We start from the raw sequence: 19,104 nt of genomic DNA, 5'->3' as shown, positions 1-19,104 counted from the left end.
GGAGTTCAACCGCCCTGCTCAACTCTGTTGCAAAAGCAGAAGACTGGCCTGCCACGGGCCCAGATGCAGGCTGTGATCGGGATTGGGCCGGATCGATCCCAGCTCGCCCGCAATCGTCACCCAGTTGCCCGCAGGCACCGTCACACTGACCGGATGATCCGACAGGTTGAAAAAGCATTGCACCACCTCGTCCTCCAGCACGCGCTGGAAGGCCAGCACCTCGTCGCCTGCCCAGACATCGCGGATATCCCCCTTGCGCAAGGCCGGATGGTTGCGCCGGAACGCCAAGGCCCGACGGTAGTGATGCAGCAGGGCCGAAGGGTCCTTATCGGCGGCATCCACGGCAAGACGGGCATGGGCACGCGGCACCGGCAACCACGGTTTCGCCTGCGAGAAGCCCGCATAGGGGGCCTCCTCTTCCCAGACCATCGGCGTGCGCGCGCCGTCGCGCCCCTTGAACTCGGGCCAGAACTCGATGCCATAGGGGTCTTGCAGGTCTTCGTAATCCAGCTCCGCCTCGGGCAGGCCCAGCTCTTCGCCCTGATAGAGACAAAGGGAGCCGCGCAGACAGGACATCAGCGTGGTATAGAGGCGTGCCGCCTGCGGCGCGAGCCCCCAGCGCGTGATATGGCGCTCCACGTCATGGTTGGTAAAGGCCCAGCAGAGCCAGCCATCTGGCACCACTTCGGCCACCTTGTCGAACACCGCCTTGAAGCTGCTTGCAGGCAGGGGCGCGTGGCCCGAGAGGAACTCGAAAGCATAGGACATATGCACCTTGTCATTGCCCGACGTATATTCCCCCAGAAGCTCCAGCCCCCGCTGGGCATCTCCGACCTCGCCCACCGCAGCCGCATTATAGCCGTTCATCAAGGTGCGCAGCTTGCGCAGGAACTCAAGATTGCGCGGATGGTTCTTGTCGTAAAGATGGAGCTGGTGATTATAGGGATTGACCTTGGGGGCGGTGGAATCATTGCGCTGCTCCGGCGGCAGGGGCGGATTGTCGCGCAGCTTCTCGTCATGCATGTAATAATTGACCACATCCAGACGGAACCCATCCACCCCGCGGTCCAGCCAGAATTTCGACACATCCAGCAATGCCTGCTGCACCTCGGCGCAGTGATGGTTGAGATCGGGCTGCTGGGTCAGGAAGTTATGCAGATAATATTGCTCGCGGCGGCTGTCCCAATGCCATGCCGAACCGCCGAACATCCCCAGCCAGTTATTGGGCACCGTGCCATCGGGTTTCGGCTCGGCCCAGACATACCAGTCGGATTTCGGATTATCGCGGCTGGAACGGCTTTCCTTGAACCAGGGATGCTGGTCGGAAGTATGCGAGAAGACAAGATCGATCAGCACCTTGATGCCCAGAGCATGGGCTGTCTCGATCACCTGATCGAAATCGGCCAGCGTGCCGAACATCGGATCGATATCGCAGTAATCGGCGACATCATACCCGAAATCCTTCATCGGAGAGGTGAAGAACGGCGAGATCCAGATCGCATCCGCCCCGAGCCGCGCGATATGCGGCAGGCGACGCACGATCCCCAGTAGATCGCCGATCCCGTCCCCGTTGCTGTCTTGGTAACTGCGCGGATAGATCTGGTAGATCACCGCACCACGCCACCAGTCGGGATCCTTGCGCATCACACTCATACCAGCTGTCTCCTTTTGTCACTCTCCGGTCCTCGTCGCGTTCAAAGGATAGAAAGCCCTGCAAACGAGATGAACCCCTATGACAAAAAACTGAGGTGGAATATGTCGCGCGGGCCCATGCTGCGGCCCTGAAGCGACACCTGCATGCAACACCGCCCGTCTTTGACGAAAGAGACGGCAAAATCAGTTTGGAACCATTTCAAACCGTTTTAGCGTTTCCTTTCAAAGGACCAGATATCTCGGGGTTTGAAATGACGCTGAAAGACCTCGCCCGTCAACTCGGGCTTTCGCCCACGACTGTCAGCCGCGCGCTCAACGGGTTTCCCGAAGTGGCCGAGGCCACGCGCCTGCGCGTATGCGAAGCCGCGCGCGAAAGCGGCTACCATCCCAACATGCAGGCCCGCCGCCTTGCCACGGGCCGCGCGATGGCCATTGGCCATATCCTGCCGATGGCACCCGAGCATGATCTGGTCAATCCGGTCTTTGCCGACTTCATCGCCGGAGCCGGCGAGATCTATGCATTGCGCGGCTATGATCTGGTGATGACCCTCGTGCCCGCTCAGGACGAAGAGGCCGCCTATCGCGCGATGGCCGCCAAACATAATGTCGATGGGGTGATCCTGCATGGGGCGCGCCAGAATGACCCCCGCCCCGCGCTTTTGCGCAGCCTGGGCCTGCCGTTTGTCACGCATGGCCGACCGCCCGCATCGTCCGAGACCGATCTCTGGGTCGATGCCCATCATGAAGCCGCCTTCGAGCAGCTGACCGCTCTGCTGCTGGATCAGGGGCATAGGCAGATCGCCTTTATCAATAGCCCCGATCCCCTGCAAAGCTCGGCCTATCGCCGCACGGGGTTCGAGCGCGCCTTTCTGGCCCGCGGGCTGGAGGTGCCACGGCTCTATATGGTCGCGGGGGAGGTTTCCGATGAAACCGGCCGCGACGCGGCGGCTGAAATGCTCAGTTGGGAACAGCGCCCCAGCGCTTTTGTGACCGCCTCGCTGATGGCCGCGATGGGGGTGCGGCGGGCCGTCGAGGATACGGGACATGTCTTGGGGCGCGATATTTCGGTGGTGACATGGGATGACGAGCTGTCCTTTGTCAGCAATCGTGGCCTGAACCCGCTTTATACCACGATGAAATCCCCGATCCGCGAGGCCGGACAGCGCGCCGCGCAGATGCTGATTGACCGGATCGAGACCCCCGAGATCGCCCAGTCGCCCCTGCTGATCGAGCCTGCCTTGCTGATGGGCCATTCCATCGGCGCATGGAACGGCTGACCGGCGCCGATCAGCCAAGGCGCGGGGGCGCCGCTGTTAGCGCCCAAACGCACCCTTGCTTGGCCCTGTCAGGGCCTCTATCAAAGGGCGAGGATCGCTGAGGAGACCGAGATGCACACAGCTACCGCCCCCCGTTACACGCTTCTGGCCGATATCGGCGGCACCAATACGCGGGTGGCCCTGGCGCAGGGCTCGACGCTGGTGCCCGCCTCGGTCGCGCGGTTTCCCAATAAAGGGCGGGCCGCTCTGGAAGAGATCCTGACAGAATATATGGTGGCCGAGCGGGTATCCAATCTGGCGGGCGTCTGTGTCGCGGTGGCCGGGCCGGTATCGGTTGATGGTCAGGACGCACGAATGACCAATCTGGACTGGACAATCCGCGCCAGTGCCCTGCAGGCCACGACAGGGGCCGCGCATGTGTCCATCCTGAACGATCTTCAAGCTCAGGGCCATGCGCTTTCGGGGCTGGCCCCCGAGGCGCTGCGGATGGTTCTGCCCGGTGCCCCCGCGCCCAAGGGGGCCGCGCAGCTTGTCGTGGGCATCGGCACCGGCTTCAATGCCGCACCCGTGCATCACGCACCGCAGGGCTATGTCGTGGTGCCCGCGTCGGAATGCGGCCATATCACCCTGCCCCTGCGCAGCGAATTGCATATCGAGATCAAACGCTATTTCGAACGCAAGCACCGCTTTGCCAGTGTCGAACATGCCTGCGCCGGACGTGGTCTGGAACGAATCTACGCCTTCGTGACGGGACAGGAGGACGCCACGGTCGACGGAAAAGAGATTCTTTCCCTCATGCAAAGTGAAGACCGTGACGCCTTAAAGGCTGCCGAAATCTTCACGACTCTCCTTGGAGGTGTGCTGGGCGATCTCGCACTGACCCACCTGCCCTTTGGTGGCATTTATCTGATTGGCGGGGCCGCCCGCGCGATAGAACCCTGGCTGGAACGGTTCAATTTCCAGCAAGCCTTTAAAGACAAAGGGTCTTTTTCAGACTACATGGAGCGGTTTTCGATCCATGTAGTGGAAGATGATTATGCCGCGCTGGCAGGCTGCGCAAATTATCTTGCCGCCCATAAGCTGGGATTGCTGTAAAGCGACGCCGACCCCTGTGTCGTCAAGTCTATGTTAACAGACCTGCGCTAAACCCATTTCATTACCGAATGAAAGGGGAACTAGGTGCAGTTTTCTCACTCAGACATCCCTGGGGGTCGCACATGACGACGCTTCCCCTGGACCCAAAGCTAGACCTAACCAAGGTCGCAGGACTAACGGATACACTTCGCTCTCATAAGGGTAGCGATCTGGTTATCGATGCCGCAGAGGTAAGCCATCTGGGGGCTTTGGGCCTGCAGGTTCTTGTTTCCGCCGCGAAGACCTGGCGTGACAGCGGTCACTCGCTGACAATTTCTCCCCGTTCCGAAGCCTTCGACGAAGCGCTTGGGATCTTTGGGGTTTCCCTTGATGATTTACAATCCACGGAGGCCGCATGAGCCTGACAGTTCTGGCCGTCGACGACAGCCGTACCATCCGCGACATGCTCAAACTCGCTTTGAAAGATGCGGGCATTGAACTTCACGTCGCCGAAGATGGCGTGCACGGGCTTGAGGTGCTTGAGGGCATCGAACCCGACGCGATCATCTCCGATATCAACATGCCGCGCCTCGACGGCTTTGGCTTCATCGAAGCCGTCCGCGGTCAGGAAAAGCATCGGGCAACCCCGATCCTCGTCCTCACGACAGAATCCGCCCCTGAACTGAAGGCACGTGCCCGTGCGGCAGGTGCAAGCGGCTGGATCGTGAAGCCTTTCGACCCGCCCAAGCTGGTTAAGGCACTTCAGATGGTGGCAGGCTAAGGGAGGGATCCATGTCTGATCCGATGGCAGAAATTCGGGCCAGTTTCTTTGTTGAATGCGAAGAACTGCTTGAAAGTCTTCAGGACGCACTCATCGAGATGGATGAAGGCGCCTATGATAACGAGACGATCAACGTCGTCTTCCGGGCCGTGCACTCCATCAAAGGTGGGGCTGGAGCCTTCGGACTGGACGCGCTCGTCGCATTTGCCCACCGGTATGAAACGGTGATGGATGAGGTGCGCTCCGGCAAACTTCAGCTTTCGCCCGATGCCGTAAAGCATTTTTTCCAATGCGCCGATTTCCTGTCGGATCACGTCCGTGCAGCACAAGCTGGTGATCCTCCGCCACAAGGGGCCGAGGAAGCCCTGTGCGAGCTGGAATCCCTGATGGGCATGGCCCCTGGCGGGGCTGTCGAGGAAGAGGAAGTCTCCTCTGACGATTTCCAGCCGATGGGATTGAGTTTTGATCTTGATCTGGGAGCAGCTGACGAGGTCAGCGAAACCCGGATTGAAGTGGACTTCGTGCCCAAGGCCGAATTGTTCACCTCGGGCAATGAGCCGCTGCATCTGTTCCGTGCCTTGCACGAGCTATGTCCGGAAATGGTGGCGACCCTTGATCTGGATGCCATCCCCCCGCTCGACGACCTCAATCCAGAGATCCCCTATCTGTCCTGGAATGTTGTTCTGACAGGCGATGTCAACGAGATGGATATCCGCGAAGTCTTCGATTTCGTGGAAGATGTCAGCACGCTTGAAATCAAACAGGATAACGGCGTCGAAAACAGTTTTCTCCCTTTTGCCAATGACGGCGCAGAAGCATCGACTGATGCCGTCATGGATGCAGAATTCATGGATGCCCCGTCATCACCTGCTCCGCAACCCGAGCCCACGGCAGTAATGCCCGCTCCTGTGGAGGCGACACCTGTGCCCGAACGGGCGGCTCCGAAAGAGACGGAGGCGGGGGCTGCTGCGGCGCAAGCGAAACATGGCAATGACCCGTCCCCCACCGTGCGTGTGGATCTGGACCGGATCGACCGTCTTGTGAACCTTGTCGGGGAGCTGGTCATCAACCAGGCAATGCTCGCACAAAGCGTGGCCGAGGCCGGTTTGCCACCGAACTCTGCCGTCATGACCGGGCTTGAAGCCTTCATGATGCTGACCCGGGATATTCAGGACTCGGTCATGATGATCCGGGCACAGCCTGTCAAACCGCTCTTCCAGCGGATGGGGCGGATTGTGCGCGAGGCGTCGGCCGCAGTTGGCAAGGATGTCCGGTTGAAGGTCGAAGGCGAAACGACCGAGGTCGACAAGACCGTCATCGAACGCCTTGCAGATCCTTTGACCCATATGATCCGGAACTCGGTCGACCACGGTCTCGAGACGCCCGATAAGCGTCGCGCGGCAGGAAAACCCGAAGAAGGCGTCATCACACTCTCGGCGCAGCATCGCTCGGGACGTGTGGTTATCGAAATCGAAGATGATGGTGCAGGGATCAACCGGCCGAAAGTCCTGGCAAAGGCCATCGAAAAAGGTCTTGTCGCGCCCGAGGCGCAACTGACGGATGCAGAGATCGACAACCTGCTGTTCTTGCCGGGTTTCTCTACAGCAGATCAGGTCTCGGCCTTGTCCGGTCGTGGTGTCGGTATGGATGTCGTGCGTAGCTCTATCCAGTCTCTGGGCGGGCGGATCACCATCCATTCAGAACCCGGCAAGGGAACGATCTTCTCGATTTCTCTGCCGCTTACCCTGGCCGTGCTGGATGGTATGGTCGTGAATGTCGCCGGAGAAACGCTGGTCGTGCCTTTGAACGCCATTCTGGAAACGCAGACCCTTACGGCGGAAGATCTACGGAAACTGGGGCCGACGACCAATGTCATCCATGTCCGTGGCGAGTTCGTTCCCCTTTACGATCTTGGGGCCGAGCTTGGATATCGCGGCGCGAAAAGCAACTATGAGGGATGCATCGTCTTGCTCACCGCGCAGGAAGATGGCCGCCGGAATGCCCTGATTGTCGACCAGATCATGGAACAACGTCAGGTCGTGATCAAAGGTCTGCAGCAAGCCTACGGGCACATCCCCGGCATCGCCGCAGCCACTATTCTTGGCGATGGTCAGATCGCTCTGATCCTTGACCCCGCCGACCTTGTTCAAAACGCAACCGGCCACACCCGGTCCGACTTTGCCCTAGCAGGATGATTAAGATGACTGAAACAGCATCGAGCCAAACCTCGTCCGAGATCGAACTTCTGTCTTTCCGCTTGGCAGACGAAGAATATAGCGTCGATATCATGTCTGTGCGCGAGATCCGTGGATGGACGCGTGCAACCCCTCTGCCGCATGCCCCGCCGCATGTGCGTGGTGTCATCAACCTGCGCGGCACAGTTCTGCCGGTGGTGGATTTGTCCGTCCGTTTGGGCATGAGCCCGGTAGAAGGCGATGCGCGTAACGTGATCATTGTGGTCCAGTTCGGCAACCAGACCGCAGGGCTGCTTGTCCATGCCGTATCGGATATTCTCTCGATCCCGCGCGAAGAGTTGCAACCGCCGCCGGATCTTGCTGCAGATATGTCGCATAGCTTCATTTCGGCACTGACCATTGTGGAAGGACGTATGATCCGCGTCTTGGATCTCGCCACGGTTCTGCCCGAAGATACCGCGGAAGCCGCATGAACGCACTAACCCCCAATATTCCCCAGACGACCCCTAGCGAGAAAGAACTGGCAGAAATTGCCGCGATTCTTATGGCGCATGCGGGAATCGTCCTGGCACCGGGAAAGGGCTCGATGGTCCAATCCCGGCTACAGAAACGGCTTCGTGCTCTGGGGCTGAACTCCTACCGTAGCTATATCGACCTCGTCAGCAGTCAGGACGGCCTGAGCGAACGTCAGGAGATGATTTCTGCCCTGACCACGAATGTGACGAATTTCTTCCGAGAAAATCATCATTTCGAAACGTTGAAGACAACGGCCCTGCCTCAGTTGTTGGCCTCGCGCGGCAAAAGGCTCCGTATCTGGTCGGCGGGCTGCTCCAATGGTCAGGAAGCCTATTCGATCTTGATGACTGCGGCAGAATCCGTCCGAGATTTCGACCAGTCCGATATCCGGCTTCTGGCAACCGATATCGATCCGGTCATGGTCCGACGTGGCACTGCGGGCGTCTATTCTGAGACTATTCTAGAAGCCGTTCCCGGCCCTCTTCAGAAAAAGTACTTTCAGAAGCACGGGGAAGATTTTCAGGTTCTAGACAGGTTGCGCAATCGCGCAGCCTTCCGCGAGCTGAATATCCATTCGGATTGGCCAATGAAAGGCCAGTTTGACATCATCTTCTGTCGGAACATGATGATCTATTTTTCTCCAGAAGCCCAAAACCTTCTGTGGAAACGTTTTGAAAAAATCCTTGCTCCGGGCGGCTGGCTTTTTGTTGGCCATTCCGAGCGGGTTCCGCTGGACACGGGCAGCAAACTCCTGCCGGCCGGAATCACCACTTATCGACTCCCCGAAACGGGTTAATGAAGGAGGCCACAAATGGCATTGCGAGACCAACTTAAAGTCATGGTGGTCGATGATATGTCCACAAGCCGCGGCCTGATCCTACAGGCGCTGGACGCTATGGGTATTCGCCAGGTGGGCTATGCAGTCGATGGCCCGGGCGCATTGAGCATTCTGGAGAAAACTCCGGTGCACCTTGTCATCTCGGACTATAACATGCCGGGAATGGACGGGCTGCAGCTGCTTCATGCGATCCGTAAAAATCCGAAGACCCAGCGTAGCGGGTTCATTCTGATCACGGGTCGTGCGGATAAAGAGATCATCGAGAACGGCAAGAAGCTTGGCATGAACAACTTCATCAAGAAGCCGTTCCAGCCGCAAGATCTTCGCAACTGCATCGAGGCCGTTGTGGGGCGCCTATGATCACCAGCACCGCACAGGAAACCATTCCGCCAAAGCATCAAGACCTGCCTCTTGATGCGTTGGCAGCCCGTGTTGGCGACGAGCTGGAAACTCTGGCACGTCTTTCCGCCGATGTTCAGAAAGCGATTTCGGAATGCGAATTTTCCGAACATACGCGGGCCGAGGCGATCCGGGGGATGCAAGGCATCGACCGGATCACACAATCGCTCGAAGATCTTGGTCGCCTGATGGCGGCGGTCTCGGGGGAAATGCCGGAGGGCGTGAAACTTCACGCCGTTCCGATCCTGTCCCGTCTGCGACTTCACGAGCTGATCACAAATCTCAATCCATCCCAGGACCGGATCGTGCTCAGCCATGAAGAGGCCGATGGCGAAATCGAGTGGTTCTAAGCGGAGCAACCCGCTTAGAACGATCTCTGGATTATTTCCGTTTGCCAAACGCTTCGGCCAAGGCAGACCCTAAAGCCCCAGTGGAACCGGTTTTGGGAGAATCCCCGGTCCCTTTGCGGGATCGATATGCGTTCTGTTGATCGCGCGCAGGCTTGCCCTCTTTCGCGGCGGCGGCTGCGGGCTTGGCATCCCGACGCATACTCAACCCGATACGTTTACGGGCAATATCAACTTCGGTCACCATGACCTTGACCACATCACCCGCTTTCACCACTTCATGCGGGTCCTTAACGAAGCGGTCTGCCAACTGGCTGACATGCACAAGCCCATCCTGATGAACGCCGATATCCACAAAGGCTCCGAAAGCGGCGACATTGGTCACGGTCCCCTCAAGGCGCATTCCGGGGCGCAGGTCCGAAATTTCTTCAACCCCGTCTGCAAAACTCGCGGTCTTGAAATCCGGACGCGGATCACGCCCTGGCTTTTGTAGCTCTGCCAGAATATCGTGGATAGTTGGAAGGCCGAACCCGTCACGCAGGAAATCTTCGGCCCTGATCATACGCAAAGCGGCCTCATTGCCCATGACCGAACGCAGATCGCGCCCGCAGGCTTTTACGATATCGCGCGCGATGTCATAGGCTTCCGGGTGCACCGCCGAGGCGTCCAGAGGCTCTTTCCCGTCGCGAATGCGCAAGAAACCGGCGGCTTGCTCGAAAGCGCGCGGCCCCAGTCGGGCGACTTTCAAAAGGTCTTTACGTGCGGAAAATGCCCCGTTTGTTTCCCTATGGGACACAATCGCCTCGGCCAAAGCGGGCCCGAGCCCCGACACATGCGACAAAAGCGCCGCCGACGCCGTGTTCAGGTCAACGCCCACCGCGTTCACGGCATCTTCCACGACCCCTTCCAGCGAGCGCCCCAAACGGTGCTGGTCCACATCATGCTGATACTGCCCGACGCCGATACTTTTGGGTTCGATCTTGACCAGCTCGGCCAGCGGATCCTGCAGGCGTCGCGCAATAGAAACTGCTCCCCGCAGGCTCACATCCAGATCCGGAAACTCCCGCGCAGCCAGTTCCGAGGCGGAATAGACGGAAGCGCCTGCCTCGGAGACAATAACCTTTGTCGGAACAGGCTGCCCCTTGGGCAGACGTTTGAGAACATCCAGCACCAACCGCTCGGTCTCGCGCGAGGCGGTGCCATTGCCAATCGCGATCAATTCGATCTTATGTTTCATCATCAGGGCCAAGAGCGCGGCTTCCGCCCCCCGCAGATCATTTTTCGGCTGGAACGGGTAAATCGTTGCGCTCTCGAGCAGTTTGCCGGTGGCATCAATAGCGGCCACTTTCACGCCTGTGCGAATCCCCGGGTCCAGCCCCAATGTCGCGCGCGCCCCAGCAGGAGCCGCCAGAAGCAGATCCTTGAGATTGCGGGCAAATACCGAGATCGCCTCCTCTTGCGCCCGCGTCCGCAAATCCCCCAGAAGGTCCAGCATCATCGACAGGGACAACTTGACCCGCCATGTCCATGCAGCGGCCTGACGCAACCAATGCGCCCCCGCGCCATGCCCCCGCAGATTGAGCGACGCGGCAATCATCTCTGCGGGCCGGTCGGCCACGGCTTCTTCGGGCAGGATATCAAGCGTGATCACCCCCTCATTCGAGGCCCGCAACATAGCCAGAGCGCGATGCGACGGCGCCGTCTGCCATTTCTCGCTGTGATCGAAATAATCCGAAAACTTCGCGCCCTTGTCGGCCTGCCCGTCCACAAGCTTCGCCCGCAAGACCGCGTTCTGATGCATCCAGTCGCGCAACCGTCCCAGAAGCGCGGCATCCTCCGTCAGACGCTCGCCCAGAATGTCACGCGCGCCGGTCAAAGCCTCTTTGACAGTTGGCACAGCCTCGTTGAGATACGCGGCCGCCACTGTCTCGGGGTCCGCGCCATGATCGGCCAAAATCGCATCAAGCAAGGGTTCAAGCCCGTTCTCGCGCGCAATCATCGCCTTGGTGCGGCGTTTTTTCTTATAGGGGAGGTAAAGATCTTCCAGCTCTGCCTTGGTCTGGGCGCGCGCGATCTGCAGTGCCAGATCATCGCCAAGCTTCCCCTGTTCCGCGATGGATTTCACAATCGCCGCACGCCGCGTTTCCATATCGCGCAGGTAGATCAGCCGGTCGGACAGCAGACGCAGCTGAGTATCATCCAGTCCCCCCGTCGCCTCTTTACGATACCGCGCGACAAAAGGCACGGTCGCGCCCTCGTCCAGCAGCTTGACCGCGGCCACCACCTGTTCGGGGCGGGCAGAAATATCACTGGCAATCTGGCGGGATATGCGGAGTTCGGGGTCCAAGGCTTCCTCCATGCGTCTTAGGCAGTCTTCTCGGAAGAAGGGGTCTATCCCCGATCCGCCCAGCCGCCAAGGGGGATTGCATCCGCGCAAGGCCGACCGGCTCGGTTTTGCCGATCACAGCCTCAGGCAAAGCGCCCCGAACGCGCCAGCACCTCGATCTGGTATCCATCGGGATCGGCCACAAAGAAGAACCGCGCAATCGACGTGCCCGCCGGTGCGAAATCAACGATGTTGCGGGGGGCAAAACCTTCGGCCTCGAAACGCGCGTGTTCCGCATCGAGATCGGCCACCGTCACCGCCAGATGGCCATAGCCGGTCCCCAGATCATAGGGCGTGCCCTGCCCCTTGTTCACCGTCAATTCCAGTTCGAATTCCGTTTCGGAATTCGACAGATAGACCAGCGTGAATTCCGGAAACTCGAGCCGCTCCACCAGTTCAAGCCCGAAAGCCCGATGGTAGAAGTCACGCGATTTCCTCTCATCCGTCACGCGGATCATGGAGTGGACCAGTTTTGCCATTTTAAACCCTTTTGCTACGAGGTGGTTGCGCGCGCTGTCCCGCGTTCAGAGGCCGGCGTTCAGATATAGCCGAAGCGCGCGCGGCGACGCCAGTCGAAGACCGTGACACAGAACAGAAGCAGCCCGCCAAAACTCAGCGCAGCCCCCACATAGCCCGAAACCGGATAATCATAGCCCGCCGTCAAGGCTTTGGCGGCAAGAAACGGCCCCAGCGCATTGGCCAGATTGAAGGCCGCGTGATGGAGGGCCGCGGCAAGTTGCTGGGAGTCACGCGCCACATCCATCAGGCGGATCTGCAACGGCATAGAGACCCCGCTAAGAAGGCCCAACAGCAGCACACAGACCGCATAGCTGCCCAGATGGCTGGTGGCCGACGGATAGGCCAGCAACAGAAGCGTCCCCACCGTCAGGCTGAAAAAGGCGGTCGCGGTGTGGCTGCGGTCAGACGCCCAGCCATAGATCATCGTGAAAATCGTCATCCCGATCCCCGCCAGCGCCAGAATGAAGGGCACGTAAGTGGCCGGAAGATGCATGCTGTCCGTCGTGGTGGAGGCGAGATAGGTATAGACCGAGAAAAACCCGCCAAACCCGATAGCGCCGGTCGCCAATGTCAGCCAGACCTGCGTGTTTTTCAGCGCCCCCAACTCCTTGAGCGGGCTGGCATTCGGGTCCACGGGCACGCGCGGGGCCGCCAGAAAGACCGAGATCGCGGTCATCAACGAAATCGCGCCGACCAGCAGGAAGCTCCAGCGCCAGCCCACCGTCTGCCCCAATATATTGGCCATCGGCACGCCAAGCGTAGTGGCGATGGTCAGCCCCAGAAACATCTTGGACACAGCCGCCGCACGTTTTTCTTTGGGGACGGCCGCCGCGATCACCAGCGCGCCCACGCCGAAATAGGCCCCGTGCGGAAGCCCTGACAGAAACCGCATCGCCATGAAGCTGCCGAAATTGGGAGCAAGGGCCGAGAGCATATTGAACACCGCAAAAGCAACCATCAGCCATGTCAGCATCAGACGCCGCCGCACCTTGGCCCCGATCACTGCCAGCGTCGGCGCACCGATCACCACTCCCAGCGCATAGGCGCTGATGGCATCCGCCGCACGCGAGGCATTCACCCCGAGTTCCTTCGAGAAATAGGGCAGCAGCGCCATCGAGGCGAATTCCGTCGTACCAATGGCAAAGCCCCCGAGCGCCAAGGCCAGAATAATCAATCTCGGCGACGCCTTGAAGACGGGCGGTTCGGCCCCCTGCAGCGGGCCAGCCGTTGAAGAGTGTTCGATGCTCATGAGATGGGTCCTAGCATTGGAGGGAGAAGCCAGCGGGCCTTTATGTGCCTAGTATGGAGCATGTGGAAAAAGAACAAGCGACCGACATGATTTTATGTATGCGCTCATTGCAAGCCCGCTTGCAATCGGGCGCAAAGACGGGTTCGGCACAAAAAAACGGCGGTCCGGAAACCGCCGTTCTGCAAGGTCAGTTTGCAGCCCCCCAGTCAGGCAGGCCAGGACCTGCGAGATCACACACCGTCATCGATCGGGAAGAAACTATCGGAGCGCGCGCGGTGCCAGCGCGACAGATAGCCGAATTTATCCTCTTCCTCGCGCAGCAGGAAGCCTTCGGGCATATAGGGATACACCTCGCTGCCCACCACCATCTGCCGGTCCTTCTCGCGCATCATCAGGTGATGGGGCAGGAATTTCGACGGATGGTCCAGCCCCGCAGCGCCAGTCATTTCCTTGAGGGCTTTCATCGTGTTGCGATGGAAATTCGCGACCCGCGTCGCCTTATCTTCAACCACAAGCGCCTTCTGGCGACGGGCGTCCTGCGTGGCCACCCCGACCGGACAGCGGTTGGTATGGCAGGCCTGCGCCTGAATACAGCCAATCGCGAACATGAAGCCCCGTGCCGAGTTGCACCAATCCGCCCCGAGCGCCAGCGTGCGGGCAATATCAAAGCTGGAAATGATCTTGGCAGAGGCCCCGATCCGGATCTTGTCACGCAGCCCCGCACCGCGCAGCGCGTTGTGGACAAATGTCAGCCCTTCGACAAGCGGCATGCCCAGACGGTTGGCAAACTCCAGCGGTGCCGCCCCGGTGCCGCCTTCCTTGCCATCGACCACGATGAAATCGGGGGTAATGCCGGTTTCGATCATCGCCTTGATCATGCACATGAATTCGCGGCGGTGACCAACACAGAGTTTGAAGCCCACAGGTTTTCCGCCCGAAAGATCGCGCAGCGTCTTGATAAATTCGCACAGCTCGATCGGCGTCGAGAACGCCGAATGCGAGGCAGGCGAGACACAATCCTGATCCATCGGGATATCACGTGCCTCGGCAATCTCGGGCGAGATTTTCGCCGCCGGCAACATCCCGCCATGACCGGGCTTGGCACCCTGGCTGAGCTTGATCTCGATCATCTTGACCTGCGGGTCCTGCGCACGCTGCGCGAAGGTCTCGGGATTGAAGCTGCCATCATGATTGCGGCAACCGAAATAGCCCGAGCCGATCTCCCAAATCAGATCGCCGCCGCCCGCACGGTGATAGCGCGAAATCGACCCCTCACCGGTGTCATGGGCAAAGCCCCCCAGCTTCGCACCGGTATTGAGCGCCTGAATGGCATTGGCAGACAGGGCCCCGAAAGACATGGCGGAGATATTGTAGATCGAGGACGAATAGGGCTGCGTGCAATCCGGCCCGCCGATTGTCACACGGAAATCATGGCTCTGGATATGGCGCGGCTGCACCGAGTGGGTGATCCACTGATAGCCGGAATCATAGACCCGCTGCTTGGTGCCGAAAGGCCGCGCATCTTCGACATTCTTGGAACGCTGATAGACAAGCGACCGTTCCTCGCGCGAAAAGGGCTCTTCGTCCTGATCCGCCTCGATCAGATATTGCCGGATCTCGGGACGGATACTTTCCAGCAGATAGCGCATATGCCCCATGATCGGGTAATTGCGCAGCACCGCATGGCGTGTCTGGCGCACGTCATAGCAGCCCACAAGGAAAAGCGCGCCGAAGATCACGAGGGGCAACCAGAAAATCCCGTGAAAAGGCACCCCGAACAGCGATAACAGCGCAAGGGCACCGCAAACAATCATCGGTGTAAAGCGGCTGACATCTCTCGAATGCATGGCTTGCTCTCCTGTAAAGCGCATTTCTTGGGGCTATAGCCGAGTTTAATATGGGAGTGTAACCGGAAACTTACCGACACAACGGATCACAAACTGGTTCCCGAAGGCACAAGCCCGCGCAAGGCAATCAGCTCGGTCAGGACATGGGCACCGGCAATCGCGGTGGCCCCCGTGGTGTCATAGGGGGGCGAGACCTCGACCACATCCCCGCCAACCAGCATCAGCCCGCGTAGGCCGCGCAGGATCTCGGCCGCCTGCCAGCTTGCCAGCCCGCCCCAGACCGGCGTCCCCGTCCCCGGTGCAAAGGCCGGATCAAGGCAGTCGATATCGAAGGTGATATAGCACGGACGCTTGCCCACGACCTGCTTGATCTTGGTGATCACCGCCTCCACCCCTTTACGATGCACGAAAGGCGCGTCGAGGATCGTCACCCCCAGTGTATCGGGATTGTCGGTGCGGATCCCGACAGAGACCGAAGCCTTCGGGTCCACCAGCTTTTCCTTGATCGCCTTATACAGAAACGTGCCGTGATCAATCCGTGCCGGATCGTCATCGACCCATGTGTCGCTATGCGCATCGAACTGGATCAGCGCAATCGGGCCATAGATCTCGGCCACGGCGCGCAGGATCGGCAGGGTCACATAATGGTCGCCGCCCATCGACAGTGGCGTCACCCCCGCCGCAAGAATGCCGCGCAGATGATCGGTGATCCGTGCAGGCGTCTGTGCGACATTGGCATAATCGAACGCCAGATCGCCATAATCGACTATACTCAGGGTAGAGAACGGGTCATAGCCCCAGCCATAGGGCGCATCGAAGGCCTGCAGCGTCGAGGCCTCGCGGATGGCCCGCGGCCCGAACCGCGCCCCCGGCCGGTTGGTCACCGCCTGATCGAAGGGAATGCCGGTCACCGCCACATCGACCCCGACAAGATCCTTGCTATAGCGCCTGCGCAGAAAGCTGGTCGCGCCGCCAAAGGCGTTCTCGTAGCTCAGGCCACGCCGCTTCTGTCTGGTAAAGGCCTCATCGACCTGTGTCTTGGCATCCTCTAGCGCCATCCGTGCCTCCCTGTTTCAACCACGCCTTCAAGGCGTGACGCTATGTCACGCACGGGTCAAGCCCCATCCGGCCATAATCCGCACAGCCAAGCCCGTGCGTAAAGATGGGTTTCGGTTATATGATCTATGTCAAATCGCACAAATCAGAAACAGGTTAAGGTCCGCGCAACTTAGGAGGGAATATGCGACTTACAATCCGTACCAATCTGGCAATGCGCACCTTGATGTTCTGTGCCATCAATGCCGGTCGGACCGTGCGAAAATCGGAAATTGCGGAGAATTGCAACGCCTCCGAAAACCATCTCGCTCAAGTGATCAACACCTTGTCGCAGCGCGGCTTTATCGAGACGCGGCGCGGGCGTGCCGGCGGCATGCAGCTTGCGCGTCCGGCAGCCGAAATCTCGGTCGGCGAGGTCTTCCGCAGCTTCGAGGGCGGCCTGCCCTTTGCCGAATGTTTTGATGAAGGCTCGAACACCTGCCCGCTGCGCGACGGCTGCATGCTGCGCAACGCGCTGAGCAAGGCACTCGAAGCCTTCTTCGCCGAGCTGGATCGCTACAATCTGGCCGACCTTGTCGAAAACAACGACAAGCTTGAAAAGATCCTGCTGCTGCCCAATGCGATGCCCCATGTCACCGCCTGCAGCCCGCGGATCTCGGCGCTGCACTAAGTCTGTCTTGCGGAGCAGGCTCCCCCCTGCTCCACAGGCCTCCCCCGCGAGTCCTTCGCGCATGTCCCCTGGAAGGAAGAGCCGGGCCCATAAAAAAAGCCGCCTCGACCGAGGCGGCTTTTTCATGTGATGGCGGAAGAAATCAGCCCACCAGCTCGAGGCCGGAGAAGAAGAACGAGATTTCTTGCGCTGCGGTTTCGGGCGCGTCCGAACCGTGCACCGAGTTCTCGCCGACCGACAGGGCGTATTCCTTACGGATGGTGCCTTCTGCCGCATCCGCGGGATTGGTTGCGCCCATGACTTCGCGGTTTTTCAGGATGGCACCTTCGCCTTCGAGAACCTGAACAACAACCGGCTCGGATGCCATGAATTCGCACAGTTCGCCGTAGAAGGGGCGCTCTTTGTGGACTTCATAGAACTTGCCGGCTTGGCCCATCGACAGTTTGATGCGCTTTTGTGCGACGATGCGGAGACCCGCTTCTTCGAACTTGGCGTTGATTTTGCCGGTCAGGTTGCGGCGGGTTGCGTCGGGTTTGATGATCGACAGCGTGCGTTCGATAGCCATAGTCAGCTCTTTCCATTGCATCTTGCCCGCGCGGGGAGACCGGGGGCGATTGAGAATATCGCCTGCCTGCTATCATGGGCATCCGCGCTTGAAAAGCCCCGGCAACTGCTCTTGCCCCGCTTCCCGACCCGAAAACGTGACGTTTTCTGAAGACGGCGCATTACGGCGGCTTGAAACCCGCCAGACAGCGCCTTATATCGATCAATGTTCGGGGCTTGCTCCGGACTATGGACATAAACGCGCATGTAATACACGGCTCGGACCCGGGGGCGGTACCCGGCGGCTCCACCATATATCCTTTCGTTTGGGATCACGGGGCCGAAATAGGATCGACGAACGTCTAAAGATGTAGCTTTGTCTCGGTGAGATACCACCGTTATCGGTTCACAAAGTACAATTGCAAACGACAATCGTGCTCCGGTGGCTCTGGCTGCGTAAGCAGCTCGGGTACCGAAACCTAACTCCTTGCGTTTAGCGACGTAAGGCGGGGCCCGCAGGAGCCTGGCAACAGAATCCTGCACCTCTCCCCCAAAATCGCGTTTTGGCCCTGCCCTTCCTGCCATCCTCACACATGGCATCGTCGCACATTGCATCGACGGTTTATTTTGGACAACGCAGCCATAAATTGTAGGATGTAGCATATATTATGCTTGAGGGGTGTGTTGTTAACCCAGCTTCAAGTTGTAGCTGATGTAACTCTTTCCATGAGAACGTTTGGGGAAGATATGGCAGACAAACTCGATCTGTACCGGCAGTTTCTGGAAGAAGTCTGGGCGAACGGGCGCGTCGAGCGCCTGCCCGCCTTCGTGACGGATGCCACAGAATCACACGGCCTCATCACCGATGTCTGCATGACCCGCGGCGATCTCGAGGATCTGGTGCCCGCCCTGCGCGCCCTGCTTGACGCGATCCAGCACGACATTCTGTACTCCTATGAAAACGGCCGTTTTTTACATGTGATGATGCGCGTCAGCGGGCTTTCGAAATCCTCCGGTGAGACGGTCGCCTTTACCGGCCAGTCCCTGATCGAATTCGACGGGGACAAGATTGCCGGATCACAGGATCACTACGATCTGATCGGGTTGTTCAGCCAACTCGGCTTCTTACCCAAGGACACTGTCGAACTCTGTCTCTCCAGCGAGAAGATTTCGTAAGATTTCTCGCGTCTAAAGCACCTTGGACGCAAGAGTGCCCCTTTCCAACGGTCGTAAAACCCCTATGGTGAGGGAACACCTGCCAAGGTATGGAAGGACAAGGAATGACCCGCAGCATCGATTATGGCAACCTGATGCATCGCGCAATGCGAAGCCTGATACAGGAGGTGCTTTCGGATGTGGCCGAAAACGGCCTTCCGGGCGCGCACCATTTTTTCATCACCTTCGACACGCGGGCGGATGGCGTTGAAATGGCGGATTGGCTGCATTCGCGTTATCCTGAAGAAATGACGGTGGTCATCCAGCACTGGTTCGACAATCTCAATGTCGATGATGACGGTTTCGGCGTGACGCTGAATTTCGGCAACAATCCCGAGCCGCTCTATATTCCCTATGACGCGATCCAGACCTTCGTCGATCCCAGTGTCGAATTCGGCCTGAGATTCGAAACCCAGGACTCCGAGGAAGAGGAAGCGCCGGAAGAGGATGGCGATGACGATCCGCCGCCCGCAGGCGACCGCCCCGAGGCCGAAGTTGTCAGCCTCGACAAGTTCCGCAAGTCCTGAGCGGGCGCGGAT

General features: G+C 59.2%; 19 protein-coding genes and 1 other RNA gene. 13 read left to right on the top strand and 7 right to left on the bottom strand.

What is annotated here, in order from left to right:
* Positions 1–18: 18 nt before the first annotated feature.
* Positions 19–1,653: an alpha-glucosidase gene (locus RPE78_RS12035; protein ID WP_406720674.1), complete on the bottom strand. Its 1,635-nt coding sequence runs from the start codon at positions 1,651–1,653 to the stop codon at positions 19–21.
* 251 nt (positions 1,654–1,904) lie between these two features.
* Here RPE78_RS12035 and RPE78_RS12030 point away from each other — a divergent pair, with 251 nt between their 5' ends.
* The 9 genes from RPE78_RS12030 to RPE78_RS11990 all read left to right on the top strand — a co-directional run bounded on the left by RPE78_RS12030 (position 1,905) and on the right by RPE78_RS11990 (position 9,083).
* Positions 1,905–2,930 (top strand): LacI family DNA-binding transcriptional regulator, encoded by a 1,026-nt coding sequence (locus RPE78_RS12030; RefSeq protein ID WP_339107215.1) that lies wholly within the window; start codon positions 1,905–1,907, stop codon positions 2,928–2,930.
* 111 nt (positions 2,931–3,041) lie between these two features.
* Positions 3,042–4,025: an ROK family protein gene (locus tag RPE78_RS12025; protein WP_339107214.1), complete on the top strand. Its 984-nt coding sequence runs from the start codon at positions 3,042–3,044 to the stop codon at positions 4,023–4,025.
* A gap of 122 nt (positions 4,026–4,147) precedes the next feature.
* Positions 4,148–4,423 (top strand): STAS domain-containing protein, encoded by a 276-nt coding sequence (locus tag RPE78_RS12020; protein ID WP_339107213.1) that lies wholly within the window; start codon positions 4,148–4,150, stop codon positions 4,421–4,423.
* A complete protein-coding gene (locus RPE78_RS12015; protein WP_339107212.1) occupies positions 4,420–4,785 on the top strand; it encodes a response regulator in 366 nt (121 codons plus the stop codon). Before RPE78_RS12020 ends, RPE78_RS12015 begins: the two co-directional genes overlap by 4 nt.
* A gap of 11 nt (positions 4,786–4,796) precedes the next feature.
* Complete coding sequence (locus RPE78_RS12010) at positions 4,797–6,980, top strand: chemotaxis protein CheA (protein WP_406720673.1); 2,184 nt, start codon at positions 4,797–4,799, stop codon at positions 6,978–6,980.
* A gap of 5 nt (positions 6,981–6,985) precedes the next feature.
* Positions 6,986–7,453, top strand: coding sequence for a chemotaxis protein CheW (locus RPE78_RS12005; RefSeq protein ID WP_339107210.1), 468 nt, complete (start codon positions 6,986–6,988; stop codon positions 7,451–7,453).
* Positions 7,450–8,292, top strand: a complete 843-nt coding sequence (locus RPE78_RS12000; protein ID WP_406720672.1) for a CheR family methyltransferase — start codon at positions 7,450–7,452, stop codon at positions 8,290–8,292. The genes RPE78_RS12005 and RPE78_RS12000 overlap by 4 nt, the downstream gene beginning before the upstream one ends.
* Before the next feature lie 15 nt (positions 8,293–8,307).
* On the top strand, positions 8,308–8,694 hold the full coding sequence (locus RPE78_RS11995) for a response regulator (protein WP_339107208.1): 387 nt from the start codon (positions 8,308–8,310) through the stop codon (positions 8,692–8,694).
* Positions 8,691–9,083, top strand: a complete 393-nt coding sequence (locus RPE78_RS11990) for a hypothetical protein (protein WP_339107207.1) — start codon at positions 8,691–8,693, stop codon at positions 9,081–9,083. Before RPE78_RS11995 ends, RPE78_RS11990 begins: the two co-directional genes overlap by 4 nt.
* Positions 9,084–9,114: 31 nt before the next feature.
* On the opposite strand, the gene RPE78_RS11985 is transcribed toward RPE78_RS11990, so the two are convergent.
* From RPE78_RS11985 to speB, 5 genes are all read right to left on the bottom strand, one after another.
* Complete coding sequence (locus RPE78_RS11985) at positions 9,115–11,427, bottom strand: Tex family protein (protein ID WP_406720671.1); 2,313 nt, start codon at positions 11,425–11,427, stop codon at positions 9,115–9,117.
* 122 nt (positions 11,428–11,549) lie between these two features.
* The gene (locus RPE78_RS11980; protein ID WP_339107205.1) at positions 11,550–11,945 is read right to left on the bottom strand and encodes a VOC family protein; all 396 of its coding nucleotides are present in this window, start codon (positions 11,943–11,945) and stop codon (positions 11,550–11,552) included.
* Between the two features lie 59 nt (positions 11,946–12,004).
* Positions 12,005–13,234 carry an MFS transporter gene (locus RPE78_RS11975; protein WP_406720670.1) on the bottom strand — a complete coding sequence of 410 codons (1,230 nt, stop codon included), beginning with the start codon at positions 13,232–13,234 and terminating at the stop codon, positions 12,005–12,007.
* A gap of 230 nt (positions 13,235–13,464) precedes the next feature.
* Positions 13,465–15,081, bottom strand: a complete 1,617-nt coding sequence (locus RPE78_RS11970) for an FMN-binding glutamate synthase family protein (RefSeq protein ID WP_339107203.1) — start codon at positions 15,079–15,081, stop codon at positions 13,465–13,467.
* A gap of 86 nt (positions 15,082–15,167) precedes the next feature.
* Entirely contained in the window at positions 15,168–16,139 is a 972-nt protein-coding gene (gene speB / locus RPE78_RS11965; RefSeq protein WP_406720669.1) for an agmatinase, read from the bottom strand.
* A gap of 182 nt (positions 16,140–16,321) precedes the next feature.
* Between speB and RPE78_RS11960 the strand changes: the two genes are divergently transcribed.
* Positions 16,322–16,807, top strand: coding sequence for an Rrf2 family transcriptional regulator (locus RPE78_RS11960; protein WP_339107201.1), 486 nt, complete (start codon positions 16,322–16,324; stop codon positions 16,805–16,807).
* 142 nt (positions 16,808–16,949) lie between these two features.
* On the opposite strand, the gene ndk is transcribed toward RPE78_RS11960, so the two are convergent.
* Entirely contained in the window at positions 16,950–17,372 is a 423-nt protein-coding gene (gene ndk, locus RPE78_RS11955) for a nucleoside-diphosphate kinase (RefSeq protein ID WP_406720668.1), read from the bottom strand.
* Between the two features lie 166 nt (positions 17,373–17,538).
* Between ndk and ssrA the strand changes: the two genes are divergently transcribed.
* The 3 genes from ssrA (at position 17,539) to RPE78_RS11940 (ending at position 19,092) form a co-directional block, all read left to right on the top strand.
* Positions 17,539–17,894: a transfer-messenger RNA gene (ssrA, locus tag RPE78_RS11950) on the top strand.
* A gap of 203 nt (positions 17,895–18,097) precedes the next feature.
* A complete protein-coding gene (locus RPE78_RS11945) occupies positions 18,098–18,526 on the top strand; it encodes an ester cyclase (protein WP_406720667.1) in 429 nt (142 codons plus the stop codon).
* A 104-nt stretch (positions 18,527–18,630) separates the two neighbouring features.
* A complete protein-coding gene (locus tag RPE78_RS11940; RefSeq protein ID WP_406720666.1) occupies positions 18,631–19,092 on the top strand; it encodes an SspB family protein in 462 nt (153 codons plus the stop codon).
* Positions 19,093–19,104 lie beyond the last annotated feature (12 nt).

The organism is Thioclava litoralis (assembly GCF_045278885.1).
Taxonomy (GTDB): domain Bacteria; phylum Pseudomonadota; class Alphaproteobacteria; order Rhodobacterales; family Rhodobacteraceae; genus Thioclava; species Thioclava litoralis.
This window is presented reverse-complemented; position numbering and strand designations above follow the sequence as displayed.

Bases quoted from the DNA above. Each gene is read 5' to 3' on its own strand.
- RPE78_RS12010 (WP_406720673.1), top strand. From the start codon at position 4,797: ATGTCTGATCCGATGGCAGAAATTCGGGCCAGTTTCTTTGTTGAATGC.
- RPE78_RS11945 (WP_406720667.1), top strand. From the start codon at position 18,098: ATGGCAGACAAACTCGATCTGTACCGGCAGTTTCTGGAAGAAGTCTGG.
- RPE78_RS12020 (WP_339107213.1), top strand. From the start codon at position 4,148: ATGACGACGCTTCCCCTGGACCCAAAGCTAGACCTAACCAAGGTCGCA.
- RPE78_RS11995 (WP_339107208.1), top strand. From the start codon at position 8,308: ATGGCATTGCGAGACCAACTTAAAGTCATGGTGGTCGATGATATGTCC.
- RPE78_RS12025 (WP_339107214.1), top strand. From the start codon at position 3,042: ATGCACACAGCTACCGCCCCCCGTTACACGCTTCTGGCCGATATCGGC.
- RPE78_RS11980 (WP_339107205.1), bottom strand. From the start codon at position 11,945: ATGGCAAAACTGGTCCACTCCATGATCCGCGTGACGGATGAGAGGAAA.
- RPE78_RS12005 (WP_339107210.1), top strand. From the start codon at position 6,986: ATGACTGAAACAGCATCGAGCCAAACCTCGTCCGAGATCGAACTTCTG.
- RPE78_RS11990 (WP_339107207.1), top strand. From the start codon at position 8,691: ATGATCACCAGCACCGCACAGGAAACCATTCCGCCAAAGCATCAAGAC.
- RPE78_RS11970 (WP_339107203.1), bottom strand. From the start codon at position 15,081: ATGCATTCGAGAGATGTCAGCCGCTTTACACCGATGATTGTTTGCGGT.
- speB (WP_406720669.1), bottom strand. From the start codon at position 16,139: ATGGCGCTAGAGGATGCCAAGACACAGGTCGATGAGGCCTTTACCAGA.
- RPE78_RS12015 (WP_339107212.1), top strand. From the start codon at position 4,420: ATGAGCCTGACAGTTCTGGCCGTCGACGACAGCCGTACCATCCGCGAC.
- RPE78_RS11940 (WP_406720666.1), top strand. From the start codon at position 18,631: ATGACCCGCAGCATCGATTATGGCAACCTGATGCATCGCGCAATGCGA.
- RPE78_RS12035 (WP_406720674.1), bottom strand. From the start codon at position 1,653: ATGAGTGTGATGCGCAAGGATCCCGACTGGTGGCGTGGTGCGGTGATC.
- ndk (WP_406720668.1), bottom strand. From the start codon at position 17,372: ATGGCTATCGAACGCACGCTGTCGATCATCAAACCCGACGCAACCCGC.
- RPE78_RS12000 (WP_406720672.1), top strand. From the start codon at position 7,450: ATGAACGCACTAACCCCCAATATTCCCCAGACGACCCCTAGCGAGAAA.
- RPE78_RS11960 (WP_339107201.1), top strand. From the start codon at position 16,322: ATGCGACTTACAATCCGTACCAATCTGGCAATGCGCACCTTGATGTTC.
- RPE78_RS12030 (WP_339107215.1), top strand. From the start codon at position 1,905: ATGACGCTGAAAGACCTCGCCCGTCAACTCGGGCTTTCGCCCACGACT.
- RPE78_RS11975 (WP_406720670.1), bottom strand. From the start codon at position 13,234: ATGAGCATCGAACACTCTTCAACGGCTGGCCCGCTGCAGGGGGCCGAA.